Origin of the sequence: Paraburkholderia hospita (assembly GCF_002902965.1) — a bacterium.
Lineage (GTDB): Bacteria > Pseudomonadota > Gammaproteobacteria > Burkholderiales > Burkholderiaceae > Paraburkholderia > Paraburkholderia hospita.
This window is the reverse complement of the sequence record NZ_CP026105.1, coordinates 793,200-815,540: the sequence shown is the minus strand read 5'-3', so window position 1 is coordinate 815,540 and position 22,341 is coordinate 793,200. Positions and strand designations below refer to the sequence as shown.

Here is a 22,341-nt window from a genome sequence, read left to right as displayed (position 1 = left end):
TCAGTCACCCTCGCGCGGTGCGGACGGGTTGGTCGCCGGGCCACCGCCGACTTTGGGTCCACCCGCTGACGGCGGCACCTTTGGCGGCTCCGCCCCCGGCGCAAAAGGCGGCACATCCCCGGCCTTCCTGGCCTTCTTCTCCGAGCGCTCCGACATCGTCTCGAGCACGTAAAAGAACATCGGAATAAAGAACACCGCAATCGCCGTGGCCCCGAGCATCCCGCCGATCACCCCCGTGCCGATCGAATGCCGGCTGTTGGCCGACGCGCCCGTCGCGATCGCGAGCGGCACGCAGCCCAGAATGAACGCCAGCGACGTCATCACGATCGGCCGCAGCCGCTCCTCGGCCGCCGTCATGGTCGCGTCGAACACCGACTTGCCCGCCTCGCGGTTGAGCACCGCGAACTCGAAGATCAGGATCGCGTTCTTAGCCGCCAGCGCCACCAGCATCGTGAGGCCGATCTGGAAGTACACGTCGTTGTTCAGCCCGCGCAGCAGGATCGCCACCAGCGCGCCGAAGAGGGCAAACGGCACCGCCATCAGCACGCCGAACGGCAGGCTCCACTTCTCGTACTGCGCCGCGAGAATCAGGAACACCATGATCAGACCGAACACGAACACGAGGCCCGAGGTGCCGCCCGACTGCTTCGCCTCGAACGCCTCGCCGCTCCACGCCACCCCGTACTCCGACGGCATCTGCGCGCCCACCTCTTCGAGCGCGGTGATCACCTGGCCCGACGCGTAGCCGGGCGCCGCGTTCGCCGTGATCTTCACGGCCGGGAAGTTGTTGAAGCGCGTGATCAGGTCCGGCCCCGTCACGTAGCGCGAGGTCACCACCGATTTCAACGGCACCATGCTGCCGTTCGAGCTGCGCACGAAGATCTGCGTCAGGTCGTCGGGCCTGAGCCGGTACGACGGCTCGGCCTGCAGGATCACCTGCCACAGCCGGCTCGAGCGGTTGAACTGCGACACGTACAGCGAGCCGAACATCGTCTGCATCGCGCTGTAGACGTCCTGCACGGGCACGCCGAGCGTCTCGGCCTTGTCGCGGTCCACGTCGACCAGCAGCTGCTGCGAGTTCGCGTTGAAGGTCGACGTGACGCCCGTCAGTTCGGGGCGCTGCTTCGCCTTCGCGACGAAGTCGTCCACGACGGCGGCGAACTGCGCGATCGTCGCATCGCCCTTGCTCTGGATCCACATTTCGGTGCCGCCTGTCGTGCCCAGCCCCGGAATCGACGGCGGATTGAGCGGCACGACGATGCCTTCGCGGATCTGCGAGAGCGCCTTGTACGCATCGATGAGCACCGCGCGCGCATTCTGCGTGCGGATATTGGCCGACGAATACCGGTCCTCGAAGCTCTTGAAGCCGACAAAGAACGTCGACGAGTTGTTCTTGTTCTGGCTGTCGAGAATGCTGAAGCCGTCCACCGTCGTGATGCTGCCCACCGCCGGCTGCTTCATGAAATACTCGGACACGCGGTCCGACACCTGCCCCGTGCGGTCCAGCGACGCCGCATCGGGCATGATCACGGCGCCCAGCAGATAGCCCTGGTCCTCGGGCGGCAGGAACGCGGTGGGAATGTCGCGCATCATCACGACGGCCAGCGCGATCATGCCGACGAACAGCAGCAGCGCGATCACGAAGCGCTTGATGATGAGGCGCACGGCGCGCGTGTAACCCGACGTCATGCGCGCGAACTGGTTGTCGAACCAGCGGAAGAAACCCTTCTTCTCGTGATGCCCTGGCTTGAGCAGCAGCGCCGCGAGCGCGGGCGAGAGCGTCAGCGCGACGATGCCCGAGATCACCACGGAAATCGCAATCGTGATGGCGAACTGCTTGTACATCTGCCCGGTGATGCCGCCGAGAAACGCGACGGGCACGAACACGGCGCACAGCACCAGCACGATCGCCACCACGGGGCCCGCCACTTCATCCATCGCCTGCTTGGCGGCCGTCTTCGGATCGAGCTTGTGCACGGTCATGTTGCGCTCGACGTTCTCGATCACGACGATCGCATCGTCGACCACGATACCGATGGCGAGCACCATGCCGAACAGCGTGAGCATGTTGATCGAGAAGCCGAGTGCTTCCATCCCCATGAAGGTGCCGACGATCGACACGGGCACGGCCAGCACGGGAATCAGCGTGGCGCGCAGGCTCTGCAGGAACACGAACACGACGATCACCACCAGCACGACGGCCTCGAAGAAGGTGTGCACGACGTCCGTGATCGAGGCGCGCGTGAACTCGGTGGTGTCCATCGCGATCTCGTAGTCGATGCCCTCGGGGAACGACTTCTTCATCCCGGCGAGCGTGGCGCGCACCTGCTTCGAGACATCGAGCGCGTTCGCGCCCGGCTGCTGGTAGACGGCGATCACGGTGGCAGGCTTGCCCTGGAAGCGGCTGCGGATCGAGTAGTCCTTCTGGCCCAGTTCGGCACGCCCGATGTCCTTCAGCCGCACGATCGCCGCACCACCGCTCTGCGCGCGGATGATGATGTTCTCGAATTCGCTGGGTTCGGTCAGCCTGCCTGTGGTGGTGACGGCGAACGACTGTTCGACGGCGTTGCCCGTGGGCGACTGGCCTATCCGGCCGACGGCGAACTGCTGGTTCTGGTTGGCCACCGCGCGCTGCACGTCGGCGGCCGTGATGCCCAGCTGCGCCATGCGGTCGGGGCGCAGCCAGATGCGCATCGCGTAGTCGGGCGTGCCGAAGATGCTCGACTGGTTGGCGCCCGGGATGCGCTTGAGCGCATCGAGCACGTAGACGTTCGCGTAGTTGGCGATGTAGGTGGCGTCGTAGCGCTCGGTGGGCGAGTAGATCGCGATCACCATCATGAACGCCTGCGACTTCTTCTGCACCTGCACGCCCTGGTTGGTGACGGACTGCGGCAGTTGCGGCAGCGCGAGGTTCACGCGGTTCTGCACGTCGACCTGGGCGAGTTCGGGGTTGGTGCCGATCTGAAAGTACGCGTTGATCGTCAGGTTGCCCGTCGAGGAACTCGACGAACTCATGTAGATCATGTTGTCCGCGCCGTTGACCTGCTGCTCGATCGGCGCGGCGACGTTGTTGGCGACCACGTCGGCGCTCGCGCCCGGGTAGGTGGCGGAGATCGTGATCTGCGGCGGGGTGATGTCGGGGTACTGCGCGGTGGGCAGCGCGAGCATGCACAGCGCGCCGCCCAGCGTGATGACGATCGAGATGACCGACGCGAAGATCGGCCGGTCGATGCAGAAGTGGGAGATGTTCATCGGGTCGGGGTGCGCCGGATGGCGTCGGTCGTCATCGGGTCATCGGGCCGGTCATGGGCTCGGGCGCGTTGCGCTGCCGCCCGCTGGCGCTTGCGTCTGCGCCAGCGTGGCGGCGGGCGCGGACGCTGCGGCGGCGCTCGCCGCAGGCGGCGCAGAGGTGGGCGTGGCCGGCGTGCCTGGCGCCGCACTCACCACCTTGATCTGCGCATCCGACGACACGCGGATCGCACCATCGACCACCACGCGCTCGCCCGCCTTCAGCCCTTCGTTGACGAACCAGTCGTCGCCGTGCCAGTCACCGACGTCGACCACGCGCTGATGCGGCTTCGAGTCCTGGTCGAGCACCCACACGAAGTGGCTCTTCGCGCCCTGCAGCACCGCGCGCTGCGGCACCAGCACCGCATTGGGCCGCACCGCACCCGAGACCTTCGCGCGCACGAACTGGCCGGGCCTGAGCGTGCCCTTCGGATTGGCGAACGTGGCGCGCACGAGGAAGGTGCCCGTCTCCTGGCTGAATGCGGGGTTCGTGAAGTCGATGCGGCCCTTCTGCGGATAGACCGAGCCGTCGGCCTGGATGACCGTCACGTCGAACTGGTTGTCGGGCGGAAAGCGCAGCAGGCCCTTCGCGACCTGATCGCGGTAGCGCAGCAGTTCGTTCTCGGAGATGCTGAAGTTCACCCACATCGGGTCGAGCTGGTAGACGTAGGTGAGCAGCCCCGACTGGTTCGGCGTCACATAGCTGCCGTCCTGCACGCGCGCGAAGCTCGATAACCCCAGGAGCGGCGAGCGGATCGTGCAGTAGCTCAGGTTCAGTTCGGCCGTACGCACCTCGCCCTGCGCGGCGATCACGGCGGCTTCGGCGGCTTTCTCGTTGCCCGTGGCGTCGTCGAGGTCCTTCTTGCTCAACGCGTTCTGCGCGGCCAGCGGAATCACGCGGGCGAGGTTCTGCTTCGTCACGAGTAACCGTGCCTGCTGCTGCGCGAGCGCGCCTTTGGCGGACTGCAGCGCGGCCTCGAAGGGCTTCCTGTCCATCACGAACAGCACTTGGCCTTCCTTGACGAGCGTGCCTTCCGTGTACATGCGCCGCTCGAGAAAGCCGTCGACGCGCGCACGGATTTCCACCTCGCGCGAACTCTGCGTCTGCGCGGTAAACTCGAAATCGACGGGCGTTTCCTGCTGCCGCACCGTGACGACGGTGACTTCGACGGCCGGGCGTGGGGGGGCGGTGGGGGCTTTCTTGCAGGCGGTGAGGCACAGCACGGACGCGAGCACCGCCCCCAGCGGCCAGCGTGACGCACGTGCCGCAGCGCCGCCCCTATGCAGCACGGCAGCCCGACCCGTCCCGGACATGCCCACGTACGATCGACCATTCATCTCGCGGCTCCCTTCGATCGACATGTCATTGCGCCGTATAGCCGCGTCCCGTCATGCAGGCGGCGACCGCGCGGTTCCAGGTAGCCATCTGCTGCGATGCCTGCTGTTGCGTGGCCTGCTGTTGTTCCTGAGCAGCGGCAGCCTGACGGCGTTGCCGCGCGCCGCCCGCCATCGTGCCCACGATTGCGCCCGCCGCAGCGCCTTTGCCTGCGTCGCCCGCAATCGCACCGATCGCAGCGCCGCCTGCCGCACCGCGTGCCGCGCCGCCGAGGCGCTGACCGGACGGCCCCGGCGGCGGCGGCTGATTCGCAGCGTTCTGCGCGAGCGCGGCAGGATTGACGCCCGTGTTCTGCGTCGCCCAACTGTGGCACTGCGCCGTGTCGTTAGACTGCTTCTGCTGGCTCTGGCCTTTGGCGGGATAGAAGATAGGTTGTTGTGCCGCTGCTGCATCTGCCAGCAGCAACGTCGTAGCGAAAATCAGCGTCTTTCTAAAAGCTCGTTTCATCATGAATCTTTCCAAGCGGTACGGTTGCGTCCGTCGCGCTTATTGCGCGCATCGCGCGGCGGACAAATCCAGATGCGCGTCACCTGGCCTGGTGAGTCCGATGCGTCGAGTGTGGAATCGGGCCAGGTCGAAAACAATTGGACCTTGGTCCAATAAGCCGTTCGGGGCAATGATCTTGCGCAAGCACACAGGCTCGCTCCTGTGCCGGACTGTTCTGTCGGGGAAGCGGCCGCTGCGTCATAGCGGCGCAGCGATGCCGAGCACGGCACACACTGCCCTGATGAAGAGCACGTCGTTGAAGGGCTTGCGCAGATAGGCCTTCGCGCCCGCCGCGAGCGCGGCCTCGCGCACACCGGCGTCGTCGTGGGCGGTGATGAATATAACGGGCAGGGTGCTGCCGGCCAGCCGGCGCTGCACCTCGATCCCGTTGGCGCCGGGCATCTGCACGTCGAGGATCGCGCAGTCGGGACGATACGAAGGCGTGGCCGACAGCACGTAGAGAAACTCGTCGCCACTCGTGTACGTATCGGCCGCAATCCCGACGGAGCGCAACAGACGCCTGATCGCCCTGCTCACCGACGCATCGTCGTCGACCACAACGACGAATGGTTTGTCTGTGCCCATTCTGATTAGCCTATTGAGCCGAGACGTCCACGCAAACGGTGCGTCGACGTCTCAGCAATAGACTATGAGACTGTGGGCGTCGGTGGTATTGGACCTTGGTCCCGTATCCGGCCGGAGGCTGGCTTGCGCGCATCGGCGGAGGAATCCGTGCGCGGCGGCTCGGGTAAATGGTTCGCCGGGTAGGCGTGGTTGGCGGGGTTAGCGACGGCTACCTTGTCGGCGATGCGCACCAGCTCTGCGAGCGAACCGGCTTCCATCTTCTGCATCACGCGCGCGCGATGCGCCTTGACGGTTTTCTCGACCGTGCCGAGTTCGCAGGCCACCTGCTTGTTCAGGCGGCCGAGCACGACGAGATTCATCACTTCGCGCTCGCGTACTGTCAGGCGTCCGACACGGCTGCGCAATTCTTCCAGTTCGTGGATCGACTTCGATACTTCGATGGAACGCGCGAGCGCCAGGTCGATCGCGCCCAACAGGTCGTCGTCGCGAACGGGCTTGGTGAGGAAATCGGTCGCGCCGGCCTTGATTGCGCCGACCGTCATCGCGATGTCGCCGTAGCCCGTCAGAAAGACGATGGGCAGACGCGCATCGAGCTCGCGCTGCAACTCGAGTCCGCTCAGATCGGGCAATTGCACGTCGAGTACGACGCAAGCGGGCGTGCGCTCGCCACACGCATGCTCGAGGAATTCGCGCGCCGAACCGTACGCCTCGACCTCATGACCCGCCGAGCGGACGAGCCGCGTGAGCGCGCGGCGCACGGACGAGTCGTCGTCGACGACGTAGACGAGCCCGGCTGCTTCGTTCATGACGCCGCCTGCGCAACGCCAGCGTTGCTCACATCGCGCGATGCGGGCAGCGCAACATAGAACGTCATGCCCTGGTCGAAATTGTTCTCGGCCCACAGGCGGCCGCCGTGGATCTGCACGATCGAGCGGCTGATCGACAGCCCGAGGCCCAGGCCTTGCGGCTTCGACGTGACGAACGGCATGAAGATGCATTCGAGCTTGTCTGCCGTCTGTCCATGTCCACGGTCGCGCACGGCGATGCGCACCCCGCCTTCGCTGTCCGGTCGCGCAAAGAGCGCCACCGCGCGATCGGACGAGCTGCACTCGCTGACGGCATCGAATGCGTTGAGCAGCAGGTTGAGTAGCACCTGCTGCAGTTGCACCTTGTCGCCGCGCACGGGCGGCAAGCCATCGTCGATCACGTGCGACACGTGGATGCCCCGCGCGACGGCGTCGCCATGCACGAGCAGCGCGACGTCGCGCAGCAATCCGCCGACATCGAGACTCGTCAGTTGCTGCTGCTCTTCCTTTTTCACGAAAGCGCGCATCCGGCGGATCACTTCGCTCGCGCGGCCGCTGTCATCGACGATGTCCTTCAGGATGTCGCGCACTTCGGCAAGGTCGATCGGCGACTGATCCATGAAGCGCTGCGCAGCCTGGCCGTTGCTGAGAATCGCCGTCAGAGGTTGGTTCAGTTCGTGCGCAAGCGATGCGGCGAGTTCGCCCATCGTCGATATGCGCGTCAGGTGCGCCAGTTCCCGGCGATTGCGTTCGAGTTCGAAGCGCTCCGTCATGTCGGTGATGAACGCGACAGTCGCGATGCGCCCTTCATAACGGATCGCGCTCGTGGCGATTTCGGCGGGAAACTCACTGCCGTCGCGGCGGCGCGCACGCAGACTGCGCGTTCCGGCCGGGCGGCCCGGATGGGCGGTGCCTGCGCGGTGCTCGTGCGAAAGCGCCGGCGCAACGAGGCCGACACATGCGCCTGCCAGCACGCCTCGCCGATAGTCGAAGAGACGTTCGGCCTGCGCATTGGCGAGGACGATCACGCCATGTTCGTCGAACACGACGGACGCCACAGGCAGGCATTCGATTACATCCGCGAGTTCGTTCATCGCGCCGTGCCGTCGGTGCGCGAACGTGAAAAAGGCGCTTGCGCCTTGCATGGTTTTACTGCGCGCAATTGGATTCATCACGCGATTGAGCATCATCGATACAGACACGCCATTGCGCATATGCACGGACGCCCCGGCGCGTTCCGGCGCGACGCGGCGCGGGTGCAGCGACCACCAGACAACGATTGCAGCCACCGCGACTGTCAAAGCAGAAATAGCGATGTGCATGGCTTACCGTTCCTCAAGACGTTCGCACTCGAACTGCCGTGACCACGTGCGCGCGCCTTCGTTGTTGTTAGCAACGCAACCGGGCGACGGCGCGGGAATCGGGCGCGCGACGCCTCTGCCTCTACGCATGAAACCGTGACAACGTCTTGTTGTGATGCATCTCGTCGACCGACGAGTTTAATGATCTGCCGCAAACAAAAGACAATGAAATCGCCGTTGACAAACCACTCGATTCTTCATATGGACTGCGAATATTTAATATCATTTTTAGTCAATTATCGCGGCCGATTCTTCACTCTTCCGCACCAATGGGAGGAAAAAAATGCAACTTCATCCTATGCAGAAAGTAAGCCTTAGTAAAGGTTCACGGCGGTTCTTAACGAAAAACTACTTGCGGTCGTCAGTTATCGCATTGGCTTCGTAGGGCAATGCTTATTGAAGCATGCGTTTTAATGACAGGGATTGATGCGCAACCCGAAATGATCGAAGGTTTATCTGAATATCTCGGGCTGCTTTGGGACCCCTTGGGATCTCACGTGGGGGCTGGAGGTCATGCAAAATCGGACGGGCCTTGCGTTGGAACGCCCGGCGGCGGGTCGTCGTCCCCTATGGGCTCGGCCGGATCCTTATCGTCCGTCTTTGGCTTTTCGGGCAATGGCTGATCGAGGCCTGGCTCGACGGGCGTGGGGATCGCATCGCCGATCGGCTTGCTGAGTTCGTTCGGCGGAATTTCGGCCGGATCTCTAGGCTCGGTGTTCTCTTCTCCCTTGGGTTTCGTCATCGTGGACTCCATCCTGTTGACAGATGGTCCCTATCGCGCAACAACCATACCAATGGAACTGTGCGCAAGCGTTCGAAGAATAGTCAGACGCCCGCAACGCCCGGGTGACACTCGATGTGCGGGAGAACATGCGCTAAAGCGCCGTGTGCAAAGACGAAACGGAAAAGGCGGGAAGACGCGTGTGTAACGCGAATGCATTGTAAATTGCGACGCCCGACCTCGCGTATTGGCGAGGTCAGCAATGCCGACGCTTTAAAAGCCGCACAAACGAAAACAGGCCCCGAAGGGCCTGTTTCGCTTTGCATCTGGCGGAAAGGGTGGGATTCGAACCCACGGTACAGCATAACTGTACACCGGATTTCGAGTCCGGCGCATTCGACCACTCTGCCACCTTTCCAGATTCTTTGACTTACCAACAAAGTGGTCTTGTCGCGTCACACTAAGCGGGTCGCTGCTTGCGTGAGACAAAGATTATAGAACACCTGTTTTTTAATTCCAAGCCCTTTTTCGCAGAAACTTGAAGAGGACTTGGATCGATCTGAAGCGGCCACTTCGCTCAGGACGCCGCCTTCACTTCGAGGCGTTCGATGCCACCCAGATACGGACGCAACGCCGCCGGCACCGTCACGGAGCCGTCAGCGTTCTGGAAGTTCTCCAGCACCGCGACGAGCGTCCGGCCGACCGCCAAACCCGAACCGTTGAGCGTATGCACGAGCTCGGGCTTGTTCTGCGCGTTGCGGAAGCGGGCCTGCATCCGGCGCGCCTGGAACGCTTCCGTGTTCGAGCAGCTCGAGATCTCGCGATACGTGTTCTGCGCCGGCAACCACACTTCGAGGTCATAGGTCTTCGTCGCCGAAAAGCCCATGTCGCCCGTGCACAGCGTGATCACGCGATACGGCAGTTCGAGCTTCTGCAGGATCGTCTCCGCGTGGGTGACCATCTGCTCGAGCGCGTCATACGACGTGTCTGGCGCAACGACCTGCACCATCTCGACCTTGTCGAACTGATGCTGACGGATCATGCCGCGTGTGTCGCGGCCGTACGAGCCTGCTTCCGAGCGGAAACACGGCGAATGCGCGGTGAGCTTGATGGGCAGTTCGTTTGCATCGACGATGCTCTCGCGCACCGTGTTCGTCAGCGAGATTTCCGACGTCGAGATCAGATACTGCGTGACCATGTTTTCGCCACCGCCCTTTTCGACACGGAACATGTCGTCGGCGAACTTGGGCAACTGGCCCGTGCCGAACAGGATTTCAGGATTGACGATGTACGGCGTGTAGATTTCCGTATAGCCGTGCTGCTGCGTGTGCGTGTCGATCATGAACTGCGCAAGCGCACGGTGCAGACGCGCGATCTGTCCGCGCAACATCGTGAAGCGCGCGCCCGACAGCTTCGCGCCCGTTTCGAAATCGAGGCCGAGCGGCGTGCCGACGTCGACGTGATCCTTCACCTCGAAGTCGAACTGGCGCGGCGTGCCCCAACGGCGCACTTCCACATTGCCCGCTTCGTCGTTGCCGACGGGAACGCTTTCGTGCGGCAGGTTCGGCACGCCGAGCAGCAGGTCGGACAGACGCTTCTGGATGTCTTCGAGCTGCACCGCCGACGCCTTCATCTCGTCGCCGAGTCCGCCCACTTCGGCCATCACCGCCGACGTGTCCTCGCCCCGCCCTTTCATCCCGCCGATCTGCTTCGACAGACTATTGCGCTTCGCCTGCAGCTCTTCGGTACGGGTCTGGATGGCGCGGCGTTCGGCTTCGAGCGCGGAGAAAGCCGCGACGTCGAGGGTGTAGCCGCGATCGGCGAGGCGTTTCGCGACGCCGTCGATGTCTTTGCGCAGCAGCTGGATGTCAAGCATGGGAAGGGGCGACAGTTCGTTGTGTGAATGGGCGATTTTAGCGCACCGGCGCGGCTGGCCGGCGGCATTGTCGGGTCAGGCGCAACGCGCGGCTCAGCTTTTCTTGCGGTTCTCGCTGCGCCATTGCGCATCGAGGTCGGCAAGACGCGACAGCTTTTCGCCGATCTTGCCTTCGAGCCCGCGCGGCGTCGGCTGATACCAGTTTGGATCGCGCATGCCGTCGGGCAGATAGGTTTCGCCCGCGGCATAGGCGTCGGGTTCGTCGTGCGCGTAGCGGTACTCGTGGCCGTAGCCGAGTTCCTTCATCAGTTTCGTCGGCGCGTTGCGCAGATGGACGGGCACGGCGCGCGACTGGTCCTTGCCGACGAAGCTGCGCGCCTGGTTGTACGCGTTGTAGCCCGCGTTCGACTTCGGCGCGACAGCCAGATAGATGACCGCCTGCGCGAGCGCCAGCTCACCTTCGGGCGTGCCGAGGCGTTCGTAGGTTTCGGCGGCGTCGAGCGCGATGCGCGCGGCGCGTGGATCGGCGAGGCCGATGTCTTCCCACGCCATCCGCACGAGACGCCGCGACAGGTAGCGCGCGTCGGCGCCGCCGTCGAGCATCCGGCAGAACCAGTACAGCGCGCCGTCCGGATTGCTGCCGCGCACCGACTTGTGCAAGGCGCTAATCTGGTCGTAGAACGCGTCGCCGCCTTTATCGAAGCGGCGCAGGTTTTCCGACAGCGCGCTGGCGAGCAGTTCACCGTCCAGTTCCGTCTTCTTCTGCCGCGCCGCCGCGCGCGCGACGATTTCCATATTGTTCAGCAGCTTGCGGCCGTCGCCGTCGGCGGAACCGATCAAGGCGTCGCGCGCTTCGTCGGTGAAGGTGTAGCCGCCCAGTTCCTTCTGCGCGCGGTCAAGCAGCTCGCGCTGCTCGTCGGCATCGAGGCCCTTGAGCACGTAGACGGCCGCCCGCGACAGCAACGCGCTATTCACCTCGAACGATGGATTTTCCGTCGTCGCGCCGACGAACACGAACAGTCCCGACTCGACGTGCGGCAAGAATGCGTCTTGCTGGCTCTTGTTGAAGCGATGTACTTCGTCGACGAACACGAGCGTCTGATGGCCGTTGGCGCGATGTATCTGCGCGGTTTCAACGGCTTCGCGGATGTCCTTCACGCCCGACAGCACCGCCGACAACGCGATGAACTGTGCGTCGAACGCATCCGCCATCAGCCGCGCGAGCGTGGTCTTGCCGACGCCCGGCGGGCCCCAGAGGATCATCGAGTGCGCTTCGCCGGACTCGAACGCGACGCGCAGCGGCTTGTTCGGGCCGAGCAGATGCTTTTGCCCGATGACATCGTCGATGGTGCGGGGCCGCAGGCGCTCGGCGAGCGGAACATTGGCGCGGGTTTCTTCGAACATGGCGTTTTGGGGATAATCTCGGCTTTTCGGGTATAAACCGTCACGATGCACAGAATGCAGCACCGGCCGCGCGACGGCTTGGCCCTGAACGGCATGCAACCGCGCGAAACCGTCATCCGGCGGGCTGCGGCGCATGCAGAGTTGTGCATTATGACAGCCGCCGCGCGGCGAGGCCCGCGGCAAACGTTATAGGCTGTTTCTGATGAGCGGTCCGCAAGACGCGTACCGCACGAGCCGGACAAGAAGGCCGAACGCACGCACGGCCGACACGACAACGACAGACAGGAAAATTTCGATGGTTCAGGATCCAATCGCCGGCGAGGCCGGTTCGACCTACGCGCCGCTCAAGCCGGTACCGGACTCGCGCCGCGCGTTCAAGACGGGCGACGCATTCGCGCTGTGGTTTTCGCTCGGCATCGGGCTGCTGGTCGCGCAGGCGGGCGCGCTACTGGTGCCGGGCCTGTCGCTGCCGCATGCGTTGCTGGCGATCCTGATCGGCAGCGTGATCGGCGTCGTGCTGCTCGCGCTCGCGGGCGTGATCGGCACGGACACGGGGCTTGCCGCGATGTCGTCGCTGCGCCCGACGCTCGGCGTGCGCGGCGCGTCGATTCCCGCCGTGCTGAACATGATCCAGCTGGTCGGCTGGGGATCGTTCGAAGTGATCGTGATGCGAGATTCCGCCGATGCGCTGTCGAAACAGGCGTTCGGCTTTTCGGCGCCGCTCGTCTGGACGCTGATTTTCGGCGTGCTGGCCACACTGCTCGCGATCAGCGGCCCGCTTTCGTTCGTGCGGCGCTTTCTGCGCTCGTGGGGGATCTGGCTGCTGCTCGCGGGCGCCGCGTGGCTCACCTACGCCGTTCTTGCGCAGCACGATCTCGGCGCGCTGATGCGCCGTCCGGGCAATGGCGAGATGTCGTTCGGCGGCGCAGTGGATCTGGTTGTCGCGATGCCGCTGTCGTGGCTGCCGCTGATCGCCGATTACACGCGCTTCGGCCGCAAGCCGGGCGAGACGTTCCGCGGCACGATTCTCGGCTACGGCATTGCGAATATCTGGTTCTACGCGCTCGGCGCGGTGTATGGCCTGGCGGCGGGGGGCGGCGATGCGCTGCTGACGACGGCGCTCGCACAAGCGGGCGGCGGCCTCGCGCTGCTGCTGGTGCTGATCGATGAGATCGACAACGCATTCGCCGACGTGCATTCGGCGGCTGTCTCGACGGGTACGTTCTGGACGCGCGCGAGCGTGCCGCTTTTGTCCGCCGCATTCGGCGCGCTGTGCACGTTGATCGCGCTGGTCGTGCCGATGGCGAAGTACCAGAACTTCCTGCTGCTGATCGGTTCGGTGTTCGCGCCGCTGTTCGGCGTGGTGCTGGTCGATCATTTCATCGTGCGCAAGCGTCGAATCGAAGCCGCCGCGCTCGCCGATACGCAAGGCCGCTACGGCTTCTCGGGCGGCTGGCATGTGAGCGCGTTCATCGCGTGGGCGGTCGGCATCGCCGCGTATCAGGCGATCAACCAGTGGCTGCCGAATCTCGGCGCGACGCTGCCCGCGCTGGTCATCGGCGCGGTCTGTTATCTCGCGCTGGTGTCGGGGCGCAAGCAGGCTTACGCGTAAACGCGTTGCTCCTTCAGGCCGGCGTGCGCTCGCACGCCGGCCACTGCTCGAGCGCGATCCTCACGCGCTCTATCACTTCTTCCCAATCGCCTGGCTGAGTCTGATGGAACAGACGCGTGCGCGGATACCACGGCGTATCGTCACGCTCATGCAGCCAGCGCCAGCAACCGTCGTAGCGCGACAGAATCCACGTCGGCTTGTTCAGTGCGCCCGCCAGATGCGCGATCGACGTATCGACGGTAATCACGAGGTCCAGTTGCTTGATGATCGCCGCCGTGTCGGCGAAATCCTGCACGTCGTGCATCGGATCGAACGGACGCAGTTCCGGCGGCAGCGTGTCGATTTGCGGCTGCGTCGTCGTGCCCTTTTGCAGGCTGATGAACGTGATGCCTGGCACGCGCAGCAAGGGCAAATAGGCGCGGGCATCTAGAGAACGGCGACGGTCGACCGCGTTGGTAGCCGGTTGATCGGGGTGCGGATCGCCGGCCCACACGAGCCCTACCTTGACTTCGCCGTCGGGCAAACGCCCTTTCCATTTCGCCGCACGCGCCGGCGGTACCCGCAGGTAAGGCGTCGCGCCCGGAATCGTCGCGAGCGTCGTGCCCAGACGATGCGGCAGGCTCATCGTCAGACATACAAAATCGTGCGACGGAATGTCATGTTCATCGTCCAGCGGAATGCACGCGTCCACGCCTTCGATCGTCTCGAACACACTCTGCAGCACGGGCGAACACGCGATGCTCAGCTTCGCAAGCCCACGCGCCTTGAGCATCGGCAGATAGCGGCAGAACTGGAGGCTGTCACCGTGCCCTTGCTCGGGCCACACGAGCAACGACTTGCCCGCGAGCGGCTCGCCTTGCCAGATCGGACAATCGACGGGTGGCGGAGCGACCTTGCGCTGCGGCCACGCGGGATCGTAGCGGGTTTCGAACAGAGCCCATCCTTCTTCCAGGCGTCCCACGTTGAGCAGCAGATGCGCGAGGTTGATTTTCACCTCGAAGTAATCAGGCTGAAGCGCGAGCGCCAGGCGGTACGAGGCTTCTGCTTCGACGAAACGATGCTGCATCTTGAGCACGACGCCGAGGTTGAAATGTGCGTTGACGTCGTTCCGATTGGCGGCAAGTGCGCTGTTGTATGCAGCCTCCGCTTCGGGAAGACGCATCTGATTCTGGTACAGCACGCCAAGATTCATGTAGGTATTGCCGTCACCAGGCTGAAGTTCGAGCGCGTGCAGATAGGCGGATTCTGACTCGTGCAGGCGGCCGAGTTCTGCATAGAGCCGCCCGAGGTTCACATAAGCGCCCACGTGCTTCGGCGAGATGGTCAGCGCGTTGCGATAGCACGCCTCGGCTTCGTCCACACGGCCCAATTCCTTGAGCACGACGCCGAGGTTGTTGTACGCATCGCAGTAATCCGGCTGGATGGCGATCGCGCGACGCCAATAGGTCTGTGCATCATGCAGACGATCCAGCGACAAGCAGTCATGCGGCGGCCAGATTGAGAACTTGCGCGTCAGCCGACTGCGCTCTCAACAGCGGTTCGAGCAACGCCAACGCTTCGTTGAAATCGGCTTTACCGTACAGCGAGACTGCGACTGAAAAGCGATCGACTGTGGCGTCGAGATTCTGAAAATCGCCGAACATAACTTGACCCTGCAAGAGACTGATTGGGATAAAAGACTCACGGGCGCGCGTTTTTGACGATTTATCCAAAAATTCTGGTTGAAAACGCGCCAGAACCCCTTGCAGCCTACCGTTGCGGGCAGTCAGTCTCTAGCTCACTAGTCTTAAAATTACCGTCGCGACGCCCAATTGCGACGCGCGGCGATCAGAAATGAAAACGCCCATAACAGACGTTATGGGCGTTTTCTGGGCGATTCCGCGAACCGCCCCCTGCACGCTGTATGCGGCGCCATGCAGGCGCCTGAAAGATGGATGACTTACCGCGTCGCCGGCCGATACTCGACGCCCGGCAGCACACACAGCAGTTCATACGCGAGATTCGCGCCGAGCAGCGCCGTCGTGCCGAACGGATCGTACGGCGGCGCGACTTCCACCAGATCGCAGCCGACGATATTCAGGCCGCGCGCGCCGCGAATGATTTCGAGCGCCTGCGGCACCGTCAGACCCGCGATCTCCGGCGTGCCTGTGCCCGGCGCGAAAGCAGGATCGATCCCGTCGATATCGAACGTGATGTAGACGGGGCCGTCGCCCATCTGCTCACGTACGCGCGACATCAGCGGCGCCAGCGACTGATTCCAGCACGCCTCGGCCTGCACGACCTGGAAGCCCTGATCGCGGCACCAGTCGAAATCTTCCGCCGCGTAACCCGTACCGCGCAGACCGATCTGCACCACGCGATCGCAATCCAGCAAGCCCTCTTCGACCGCGCGACGGAACGGCGTACCGTGCGCGATCTTCTCGCCCATCATCGTGTCATTGACGTCCGCGTGCGCGTCGACGTGAATCAGACCGACCTTGCCGTACTTGCGATGAATCGCGCGCAGGATCGGCAGCGCGATCGTGTGATCGCCGCCCAGCGTGATCGGTTTCGCGCCGTGTTGGAGGATTTCGTCGTAAGCGCGCTCAATCCGGCCGATCGAATCCAGCAGGTTATACGGATTGATCGCAACGTCTCCGATATCGGCCACGCGCAGCGAATCGAATGGCGCGGCGCGCGTCGCCATGTTGTACGGGCGCAGCAGCACCGATTCCGCGCGAATCTGGCGCGGCCCGAAGCGCGCGCCCGTGCGGTTCGACGTCCCCAGATCGAACGGCACGCCGACGAAGCACACGTCGAGCCCTTCCGCCGATCCGACATTCGGCAGCCGCATCATGGTGGCGATCCCGCCGCAGCGCGGCATCGCGTTGCCCGACAACGGCTGCGGCCGCTCAGTGAGGTCCGGGGAAATGAAATTGGAGGAAGTATTCATCGTGGTTCGCCAATGAAAAGCACAACATCTTGATAAAGCGTTCAATCCAGCCGCCGCAAAGCGCGCGACGCCGGGGCATATCTTATTTTTGTGCAGTTCCGGCGAAGATAAAATGCCAACAGAAAAAACTTCACATCGATTCGCACCGATGTATCCTGCCGCATGTTCTCCCAACTCACCGATCTAGACCTTCGCCTGATCCGCGTGTTCCTCGCCATTGTGGACGCGGGCGGCGTTTCGCCTGCACAGGCTACCTTGAATGTAGGTCAATCCACGATCAGCACCCAACTATCGACGCTCGAAACCCGCTTGGGTTACCGGCTATGCGAGCGCGGCCGCAGCGGATTTAGCCTGACCGCGCGAGGCGAACAGTTTGTCGAAGCGGCGCGCGCGCTGCTTTCTGCCGTCGATGCGTTCGGCGCGCAAGCGCGAAATGTCGGACGAAAACTGGTCGGGACGCTCGGAATCGGGATGATCGGACACACGCCCGTGTCGGAAAGTGCGCGAATCAGCGATGCAATCGCGCGCTTTCGCGCCCGGGACGAATCTGTACGCTTCTCAATTCTCGTGCGCTCGCCAGGTGAGCTCGAAGAATTGCTGCTGAGCGGACGGATTCAGATCGGCATCGGATATTTCTGGCATCGCGTGCCGTCACTTGAATACACGGAGATTTTTTCCGAGGAACAGTTAGCGTATTGCGCGAAGGGGCATCCGCTCTTCGCCCAGGCAGGCAATGTCTCGCCCGCCGACGCTGCCCAGCATGAATGGGCGTGGCGCAGCTATCCGCTGCCCGAAGCCGAAGCGTCGACCACGCCGCACAACGTCACCGCGGTCGCCGACAACATGGAAGCCGTCGCGATGCTCGTGCTGTCGGGTCATCACCTCGGCTATCTGCCGGGGCACTTCGCCGCGCCGTATGTGAAGGAAGGTTTGCTCGCCGCGCTGAACCCGCAGCAGATGGGCTACCGCGTCGCGTTTCACATGGTCACGCGCATGCGGCAGCATCGGACGGAAATCGTCGATGCGTTTATCGACGATATGAAGGCCGCGCATCCGTCGCCCGGCCTTCAGGCATGAACGAGGCGTTTAGCCGTTGATTACGTCGGCGCCCTTCGGCACCGTGAACTTGAATGCGTCGGCGGGCAGCGGCGGGTTCTTCTGAATGTTCGAGAATTTCAGCAGCGTCACGTTGCCGAACACGTCGTGCAGTTCCATCGCTTCGAGGTTGCCGTCGCGAAAGCCGATGCCCACGCGCTGGAACTGCGTGTCCTTCGACTTCGGAATCAGTTCGAGCCAGTCGATGCCCGCCTTCACGCCCGCGTCCTTCAGCGTGAAGTTCTTGTCGAGATCGTTGCTGCCGAACAGGATCGCGGCCGGACTCGCGCCGAGCGCGCCGCCCAGCTTGCGCACCGTCACCTGGTTCAGGTCTTTGTCGTAGACGTAGAGCTTGTCGCCGTCGGCCTGGAGCAGTTGCGCGTACGGCTTCTCATACGCCCAGATGAACTTGCCCGGACGCGCGAACGTGAACGTGCCGCTCGACACCTTGTTCTGCGTCGCGTTTTGCGTCGACAGCACGCCGCTCGCCTGTTGCTGCGCGTTGCTCCGTGCGCGCACTTCCGTCTGCACGAATTCACCGCGCGCCGCATGCACTTGCGACACGAACTGCTTAAGTTGATCCGTGCCGCCTGCGAACGCATGCGACGCGACAAGCATCGATGCGCCGAAAGCCAGCGTTCGCATCAGACTGCCAAGACGGGTCTTAGACCCAACGATTTGCAGCATATTGTTTTCTCCCTTTACCGGATACGGACCGAAACGCGGAACCAAAACAGCGGCAACGCTCGACGCGTGCCGCTGTCCGTCATCAGTCGCATGAATGAAGCGTCGGAGATCAATCCGTCTCGCGCGCCGGCACCAGAATTTCGCGGTTGCCGTTCGACGACATCGCCGACACCAGCCCCGACTGCTCCATCTGTTCGAGCAGACGCGCGGCGCGGTTGTAGCCGATACGCAGATGTCGCTGCACGAGCGAGATCGACGCGCGGCGGTTCTTGACGACGATTTCGACCGCCTGATCGTACAGAGGGTCGGACTCGCCGCCGCCCGCGCCGGTTCCCGACGCGTCCGCCGAGCCTTCGTCGCCTTCGCCCGACACGCCGCCTTCGAGCAGCCCTTCGATATAGTTCGGCTCGCCCTGCTCCTTGAGCTTATCGACGACGCGATGCACTTCATCATCGGACACGAACGCGCCGTGCACGCGAACGGGCAGACCGGAACCCGGCGGCAGATACAGCATGTCGCCCATGCCCAGCAGCGACTCCGCGCCCTGTTGATCGAGAATCGTGCGCGAGTCGATCTTCGACGACACCTGGAACGCCATCCGCGTCGGCACGTTGGCCTTGATGAGACCGGTGATGACGTCGACGGACGGACGCTGCGTTGCGAGAATCAGATGGATACCCGCCGCGCGCGCTTTCTGTGCGATACGCGCGATCAGTTCTTCAACCTTCTTGCCGACCACCATCATCAGGTCAGCCAGTTCGTCGATCACGACGACGATATGCGGCAGACGCGACAGCGGTTCAGGTTCGTCCGGTGTGAGGCTGAACGGATTAGGAAGCTTCTCTTCGCGCTTGGCCGCTTCGTCGATCTTGTTGTTGAAGCCCGCGAGGTTACGCACGCCGAGCTTGCTCATCAGCTTGTAGCGGCGCTCCATTTCGGCGACGGTCCAGTTCAGCGCGTTGCCAGCCTGACGCATGTCCGTGACCACGGGACACAGCAGATGCGGAATGCCTTCGTAGACGCTCATTTCGAGCATCTTCGGATCGATCAGGATCATTCGCACCTGATCCGCGCTCGCCTTATAGAGCAGCGAGAGAATCATCGCGTTGATACCGACCGACTTGCCCGAACCCGTCGTACCCGCGACCAGCAAGTGCGGCATCTTCGCGAGGTCCGCGCACACCGGCTTGCCGCCGATGTCCTTGCCGAGACCCATCGTCAGCGGCGAGCCGGCGTCGGCATACACCGCCGAGCCGAGAATCTCCGACAACCGCACCGTCTGACGACGCTGATTCGGCAGTTCGAGCGCCATGAAATTCTTGCCCGGAATCGTCTCGACGACGCGAATCGACGTCAGCGAAAGCGAGCGCGCCAGGTCCTTCGCCAGATTCACGATCTGGCTGCCCTTCACGCCGATAGCCGGTTCGATTTCGTAACGCGTAACAACAGGACCAGGATAAGCCGCAACCACGCTCACATCGACGCCGAAATCCTTCAGCTTCTTCTCAATGAGACGCGAGGTGAATTCGAGCGTATCGGCGGAAATGGTTTCCTGCGATGCGGGCGCGGGGTCGAGCAGCGAAATGGCGGGCAGCGTGGAATCACCGGGCAGGCTGTCGAACAGCGGCACCTGGCGTTCTTTCTCGACGCGCTCCGATTTCTCCGGCTTCGTCACAGGCGGCACGATCACGACGGGCTCGTGTTCTTCGCTCTTCACGCGGCTCTGTACGACCTTGCCTTCACGCTTCACGGCCGCCGCTTCGCCGAGCTTGCGGTCGCGGCCCGCTTCACGGCGCAGCTTGGCCAGCGTGACACCATTGATGATCGAATCGCCGACCTTCTCGCACACCGACAGCCACGAGAAACGGAAGTACAGCGACAAGCCGATACCCAGCGCGATCAGCAGCGCCAGCGTGCCGCCCGTGAATCCGAGCGCATGCGAGACGCCCTTCGCAACCGCCTCGCCGATCACGCCGCCCGGCGCGCGCGGCAACTGCACTTTCAGCGACCACATGCGCAGCGCTTCGATGCCATCGCACGCGAGCAGCACCAGTACGAACGCGAACACGTCCGCGAGCCAGCTGTGGTCGCGCGGCGCGTCTTCGTCCGGTTCTTCGTGATGCGTGATGCGCTTGTAATTCGCCGAAATGCGGCGCGCGATCAGCACGATCCACCACCAGGCGGACAGGCCGAAAAGCAGAAGGAAAATGTCGGAGGTCCAGGCGCCGACGCGGCCGGCCCAGTTCGAGATGTGATCGACCTGCGCCGCGTGCGTCCAGCTTGGGTCGCGGCGGCTGTAACTGATCAGCGCCATCACGAGGAAAACGCCGAGCGCCACCTGAAGAATCCAGCGGATTTCGGTGAAAAGGCGCGACATGCGATGAGGCAATGCCTGCGCGTTCGCGGAATAGGGAGCTTTTGCCATTGAGCCTGTTGCGTGTGCGGCCTGCAGCGGTTTCAGGTTCCGGTTCGGTTCCCGTTGCCCTTCAATTCACCGTCGGAACCGATCCAGGCGCCGACGAGTTGACCCGAAGCCTGCCGGCAAGCCGCCTGTCGTTCGTCGGCGACTATTGTAAACGCACTGTTGCGTGCAAGGCTGTAAATGACAGTAACGTTGGCCGAACGGCCAGGAATGTCGTAATTCCCATACGTTTTTTGGCAAAACACGGGCGTTTTTGGCCGGTTTTGGTGCTGAAATGGGGCTTAGCCGGGCTTTACGCGTTTGTCAGCGGCTATCGGTTTCATCGTAAAGCTTCATGAAGCAGCCGCCTGCCCTGCCCTTTATAATACGGCGCTGATACCCAACTAACGTGTCAAGCAGGTTTTCCGGCTCGACGCCAGTACCGCCGGTCATGGCAGCCGATGTTTCGCCGCCGACCGACGCTTTTTACGGATTTCGATCATGCCAGCTTCCCCGACCAAACACGCGAAGGTTCTGATTCTCGGTTCCGGCCCTGCCGGCTACACGGCGGCCGTCTATGCGGCGCGCGCCAATCTGTCGCCCGTGCTCGTCACGGGCCTCGCGCAAGGCGGCCAGTTGATGACCACGACGGACGTCGAAAACTGGCCCGCCGACGGCAACGGCGTGCAAGGTCCGGAGCTGATGGCGCGCTTCCTCGAACACGCCGAGCGCTTCAACACCGAAATCATCTTCGACCACATCCACACGGCCAAGCTCGACGAAAAGCCGATCCGCCTGATCGGCGATTCCGGCGAGTACACGTGCGATTCGCTGATCATCGCGACGGGCGCGTCGGCGCAATATCTCGGCCTGCCGTCGGAAGAACTGTTCATGGGCCGCGGCGTGTCGGCATGCGCGACCTGCGACGGCTTCTTCTACAAGCAGCAGCACGTCGCCGTGGTCGGCGGCGGCAATACCGCTGTTGAAGAAGCGCTGTATCTGGCGGGCATCGCGAAGAAGGTCACGGTGGTCCACCGCCGCGACAAGTTCCGCGCCGAGCCGATCCTGATCGACCGTCTGCTGGAAAAGGAAAAGGAAGGCGTCGTCGAGATCAAGTGGAACCACACGCTCGACGAAGTGAAGGGCAATGAGGGCGGCGTCAACGGCCTGCGCATCAAGGACGTGAAGACGGGCGCGACCACCGATATCGAACTGCAAGGTCTCTTCGTCGCGATCGGCCACAAGCCGAACACGGATATCTTCGAAGGCCAGTTGGAGATGAAGAACGGCTACATCATCACGAACGGCGGTTTGACGGGCAACGCGACGGGTACGAGCGTGCCGGGCGTGTTCGCGGCTGGCGACGTGCAGGATCACGTGTACCGTCAGGCGATCACGAGCGCGGGCACGGGCTGTATGGCGGCGCTGGATGCGCAGCGTTATCTGGAAAGCATCCATGAGTCGATCGGCGAGCGCGCGATGAGCGCTGAAGCCGAGCGTTGATCGCTCTTGACGCGTCCGGGTTTGCTGGGTTGTTTCAGTAGAACGGCGGACGCGGATCGGTAGAATAGCGGCAGACACCTGCTTGCCGCGGTTGTTGAGATTCTCGATGTTCGAAGGGCTGCGGCGGAATGCCGGCGGCCCTTTTTGTTTTCTGCTCTCATTGCCCAGGTTGCTTGCGGGTGTTTGTC

18 protein-coding genes and 1 tRNA gene are annotated in these 22,341 nt (G+C 63.3%); 4 read left to right on the top strand and 15 right to left on the bottom strand.

Annotated elements, in window-relative coordinates; all coding sequences use genetic code 11:
• From C2L64_RS03590 to C2L64_RS03545, 10 genes are all read right to left on the bottom strand, one after another.
• Entirely contained in the window at positions 1-3,252 is a 3,252-nt protein-coding gene (locus tag C2L64_RS03590; RefSeq protein WP_103153662.1) for an efflux RND transporter permease subunit, read from the bottom strand.
• A gap of 51 nt (positions 3,253-3,303) precedes the next feature.
• Positions 3,304-4,602, bottom strand: coding sequence for an efflux RND transporter periplasmic adaptor subunit (locus C2L64_RS03585; RefSeq protein WP_103153713.1), 1,299 nt, complete (start codon positions 4,600-4,602; stop codon positions 3,304-3,306).
• Positions 4,603-4,651: 49 nt separating this feature from the next.
• Positions 4,652-5,131 (bottom strand): glycine zipper family protein, encoded by a 480-nt coding sequence (locus C2L64_RS03580; RefSeq protein ID WP_007580621.1) that lies wholly within the window; start codon positions 5,129-5,131, stop codon positions 4,652-4,654.
• Positions 5,132-5,368: 237 nt separating this feature from the next.
• Complete coding sequence (locus C2L64_RS03575; RefSeq protein ID WP_007580620.1) at positions 5,369-5,755, bottom strand: response regulator transcription factor; 387 nt, start codon at positions 5,753-5,755, stop codon at positions 5,369-5,371.
• 62 nt (positions 5,756-5,817) lie between these two features.
• Positions 5,818-6,561, bottom strand: coding sequence for a response regulator transcription factor (locus C2L64_RS03570; protein WP_090836113.1), 744 nt, complete (start codon positions 6,559-6,561; stop codon positions 5,818-5,820).
• Positions 6,558-7,883 carry a sensor histidine kinase gene (locus C2L64_RS03565; protein WP_090836112.1) on the bottom strand — a complete coding sequence of 442 codons (1,326 nt, stop codon included), beginning with the start codon at positions 7,881-7,883 and terminating at the stop codon, positions 6,558-6,560. Before C2L64_RS03565 ends, C2L64_RS03570 begins: the two co-directional genes overlap by 4 nt.
• A gap of 550 nt (positions 7,884-8,433) precedes the next feature.
• Positions 8,434-8,664, bottom strand: coding sequence for a hypothetical protein (locus C2L64_RS03560; RefSeq protein WP_007740295.1), 231 nt, complete (start codon positions 8,662-8,664; stop codon positions 8,434-8,436).
• A 306-nt stretch (positions 8,665-8,970) separates the two neighbouring features.
• A tRNA-Ser gene (locus tag C2L64_RS03555) sits at positions 8,971-9,061 on the bottom strand.
• Between the two features lie 159 nt (positions 9,062-9,220).
• Positions 9,221-10,519, bottom strand: a complete 1,299-nt coding sequence (serS, locus tag C2L64_RS03550) for a serine--tRNA ligase (RefSeq protein WP_090836111.1) — start codon at positions 10,517-10,519, stop codon at positions 9,221-9,223.
• A gap of 93 nt (positions 10,520-10,612) precedes the next feature.
• Complete coding sequence (locus tag C2L64_RS03545) at positions 10,613-11,923, bottom strand: replication-associated recombination protein A (protein ID WP_090836123.1); 1,311 nt, start codon at positions 11,921-11,923, stop codon at positions 10,613-10,615.
• 295 nt (positions 11,924-12,218) lie between these two features.
• Here C2L64_RS03545 and cytX point away from each other — a divergent pair, with 295 nt between their 5' ends.
• On the top strand, positions 12,219-13,535 hold the full coding sequence (gene cytX / locus C2L64_RS03540) for a putative hydroxymethylpyrimidine transporter CytX (protein ID WP_090836110.1): 1,317 nt from the start codon (positions 12,219-12,221) through the stop codon (positions 13,533-13,535).
• Between the two features lie 13 nt (positions 13,536-13,548).
• Here the strand turns inward: cytX and C2L64_RS03535 are convergent, their stop codons facing one another.
• From C2L64_RS03535 to speB, 3 genes are all read right to left on the bottom strand, one after another.
• Positions 13,549-15,012 carry a tetratricopeptide repeat protein gene (locus C2L64_RS03535; protein WP_244144498.1) on the bottom strand — a complete coding sequence of 488 codons (1,464 nt, stop codon included), beginning with the start codon at positions 15,010-15,012 and terminating at the stop codon, positions 13,549-13,551.
• 4 nt (positions 15,013-15,016) lie between these two features.
• Positions 15,017-15,247: a hypothetical protein gene (locus C2L64_RS54725; RefSeq protein WP_244144497.1), complete on the bottom strand. Its 231-nt coding sequence runs from the start codon at positions 15,245-15,247 to the stop codon at positions 15,017-15,019.
• A gap of 227 nt (positions 15,248-15,474) precedes the next feature.
• Entirely contained in the window at positions 15,475-16,467 is a 993-nt protein-coding gene (gene speB / locus C2L64_RS03530) for an agmatinase (protein ID WP_007580603.1), read from the bottom strand.
• 162 nt (positions 16,468-16,629) lie between these two features.
• On the opposite strand from speB, the gene C2L64_RS03525 reads away from it, so the two are divergent.
• Positions 16,630-17,544, top strand: coding sequence for a LysR family transcriptional regulator (locus C2L64_RS03525; RefSeq protein ID WP_007743717.1), 915 nt, complete (start codon positions 16,630-16,632; stop codon positions 17,542-17,544).
• Positions 17,545-17,553: 9 nt separating this feature from the next.
• Here C2L64_RS03525 and lolA read toward each other — a convergent pair whose 3' ends face one another.
• Together lolA and C2L64_RS03515 are read right to left on the bottom strand one after the other, a co-directional pair.
• Positions 17,554-18,249: an outer membrane lipoprotein chaperone LolA gene (lolA, locus tag C2L64_RS03520; protein ID WP_090836109.1), complete on the bottom strand. Its 696-nt coding sequence runs from the start codon at positions 18,247-18,249 to the stop codon at positions 17,554-17,556.
• 109 nt (positions 18,250-18,358) lie between these two features.
• A complete protein-coding gene (locus C2L64_RS03515; protein ID WP_090836108.1) occupies positions 18,359-20,674 on the bottom strand; it encodes a DNA translocase FtsK in 2,316 nt (771 codons plus the stop codon).
• On the opposite strand from C2L64_RS03515, the gene C2L64_RS53045 reads away from it, so the two are divergent.
• Positions 20,674-21,009, top strand: a complete 336-nt coding sequence (locus C2L64_RS53045; protein WP_131542596.1) for a hypothetical protein — start codon at positions 20,674-20,676, stop codon at positions 21,007-21,009. The two genes, C2L64_RS03515 and C2L64_RS53045, sit on opposite strands and share 1 nt — an antisense overlap.
• A gap of 142 nt (positions 21,010-21,151) precedes the next feature.
• The gene (gene trxB / locus C2L64_RS03510) at positions 21,152-22,153 is read left to right on the top strand and encodes a thioredoxin-disulfide reductase (RefSeq protein ID WP_007743715.1); all 1,002 of its coding nucleotides are present in this window, start codon (positions 21,152-21,154) and stop codon (positions 22,151-22,153) included.
• Positions 22,154-22,341: the final 188 nt, after the last annotated feature.